We start from the raw sequence: 2,184 nt of genomic DNA, 5'->3' as shown, positions 1-2,184 counted from the left end.
CGAGCGAGTACCGTGCGAGCGACCGAGTCGTTCGACCGCCAGACAGGAGTATCACGATGGCCGAGGTTCTGCTCTTCCATCACGCACTGGGTCCCACCGAGGGCCTGCATGCCTTCGCCGACGACCTCCGTCAGGCCGGCCACACCGTGCACACGCCCGACCTCTTCGACGGACGCACCTTCGACTCGATCGAGGCGGGCGTCGGCTACGCCAAGGAGGTCGGCTGGGACGAGATCATGGCCCGCGGCCAGCGTGCGGCCGGGTCGCTCACGAACGAGCTCGTCTACGGCGGCTTCTCGCTCGGAGTCGTTCCAGCGCAGCAGCTCGCCCAGACCCGCGACGGCGCGAAGGGCGCCCTGTTCTTCTACTCCTGCCTGCCGCCGTCGGAGTTCGGCGGCTGGCCGGCCGGCCTCCCCGCGCAGATCCACGGGGCGGATGCCGACCCGATCTTCATGGACGAGGGCGACGTCGACGCGGCGCGGGAGCTCGTGGCATCCGCCGACGACGCCGAGCTCTTCCTGTATCCCGGCGACCAGCACTACTTCGCCGACTCCAGCCTGCCGAGCTACGACGCGGCAGCCGCGCAGCTCCTCACGCAGCGCGTGCTCGAGTTCCTCGCCCGAGTCGGCTGAGGCTCAGCCGAGCCCGGCGCGCTCCTCCGAGGCATCCGTCACACCCACGACCGGCTGTCGCGACAGCCCGACGGAACCGGCGCCAGGCGTGCGCTCGGACAGCGCCGCCGACACCGCGACCGACTCGTCGACGTCGGGGTACTGCGGACGCAGCTGCACCGCGTGCTGGCGGCGCTGCTCGCGCTTCGCCTTGCGCGAGGACGCGACGAGGTTCAGCGCCTCGACGAGGATCGCGAACGCCATCGGCGCGTAGATGAGCGCCTTGTCGATCTTGATGCCGAAGCCCTCGGCGATGAGGAACACGCCGATGAGCAGCAGGAACGACAACGCGAGCATCTTCACCGTGGGGTGCCGGTTCACGAACGTGAAGATGAAGCGCGACGCGAACAGCATGATGCCGAACGACAGCACCACGACCGTGATGATGATGAGGAGGTTCTCGGTCATGCCGACCGCGGTGATGACCGAGTCGAGCGAGAAGACGATGTCGAGCAGCAGGATCTGGGTGAGGACCGAGCCGAACGTGATGCGCTTCGGCGCGGCGCCGCCATGCTCCTCCTCGGCGCCCTCGAGCTTGTGGTGGATCTCGGTGACCGCCTTGTAGACGAGGAAGAGGCCACCCGCGATGAGGATGAAGTCCTTGATCGAGAAGCCCATCCCGAACCAGACGACGACGTCCTCCTTCAGGGTGATGATCCAGCCCGCGAAGAACACGAGCACCACCCGGATGACCATCGCCAGGGTCAGGCCGAGGTTGCGCGCCCGGGCCTGCTGCTCGGTGGGGAGCTTCGACGCGAGGATCGAGATGAAGATGACGTTGTCGACGCCGAGCACGATCTCGAGCACGAACAGCGTGACGAAGACGGCGATGAGATCGGGCGTGAAGGCGAGTGAGAAGTCCACCCGCTCATGCTAGGTGCACGTCACTTCTAGAGTGACGCGATCCACTTCTTGATCGCACCGACCGAGATCCCGTGCTTCATGTGCCCCTTGCCGAGGCCTGCGGCGGCGATGATCTGCTCGGCGGAGCATCCGCCCGTCTCGTCGAGCGTGTACCTGACCGCGCCGGTCGCGTCGACGAAGCCGGCCTCGCTGGTCGACCAGGAGTGGTTGGGCTTCAGCTCGCCCCGGTTCTGGTTGTGCTTCGGCCTGGCCGGGTGATCGTTGGGCTCGGCCTCGGCCTTGGCCTCGGCCTTGCCCTTGGCCTTGTCCTTGGCGGAGTCGCCCTTGAGCTCGAGGTCGGCCGGACCCGCGGTGAACGTGGTGTCGGCGCACACATCGGATGCGTCGGATACGCCGTCGCCGTCGGCGTCGCCTTCGCCCGCCACGCCCGCCACGACAAGGCGGAACGCGACGTCGTCACTCGTGACGACCTGCTCGGCGTGGGCGGGCGCCGAAACGGCCAGGGCGAGGATGACCGCCACGGCGACGCCAACGGTGACACCGAGTCGGGATATGTGGGCGCGTCGCATGATCGTGGACTCCGTCCGACGACCCTCGGGTGGGCCGACACACGCAGGGTACGCCCGATGCCCCGACGCCGCGTTCCCCC

Annotated in this window: 3 protein-coding genes; 1 reads left to right on the top strand and 2 read right to left on the bottom strand. The window is 68.0% G+C overall.

Annotated features, from left to right (window positions below):
- The first annotated feature begins 56 nt into the window (after nucleotides 1-56).
- Nucleotides 57-632, top strand: coding sequence for a dienelactone hydrolase family protein (locus AC1DY2_RS18955; RefSeq protein WP_476763822.1), 576 nt, complete (start codon nucleotides 57-59; stop codon nucleotides 630-632).
- 3 nt (nucleotides 633-635) lie between these two features.
- Here AC1DY2_RS18955 and AC1DY2_RS18950 read toward each other — a convergent pair whose 3' ends face one another.
- Together AC1DY2_RS18950 and AC1DY2_RS18945 are read right to left on the bottom strand one after the other, a co-directional pair.
- Entirely contained in the window at nucleotides 636-1,535 is a 900-nt protein-coding gene (locus AC1DY2_RS18950; RefSeq protein WP_476763821.1) for a TerC family protein, read from the bottom strand.
- A gap of 26 nt (nucleotides 1,536-1,561) precedes the next feature.
- Entirely contained in the window at nucleotides 1,562-2,104 is a 543-nt protein-coding gene (locus tag AC1DY2_RS18945) for a hypothetical protein (RefSeq protein ID WP_476763820.1), read from the bottom strand.
- Nucleotides 2,105-2,184 lie beyond the last annotated feature (80 nt).

It is taken from the genome of Agromyces sp. P1_H4 (genome assembly GCF_056405255.1).
Note: the sequence above shows the minus strand (reverse complement) of the source record. Positions and strands in the feature narration are given on the sequence as shown.

What these genes read in the sequence shown, in the direction of transcription:
- AC1DY2_RS18945 (WP_476763820.1), bottom strand. Translation starts at nt 2,104, where the DNA reads ATGCGACGCGCCCACATATCCCGACTCGGTGTCACCGTTGGCGTCGCC.
- AC1DY2_RS18955 (WP_476763822.1), top strand. Translation starts at nt 57, where the DNA reads ATGGCCGAGGTTCTGCTCTTCCATCACGCACTGGGTCCCACCGAGGGC.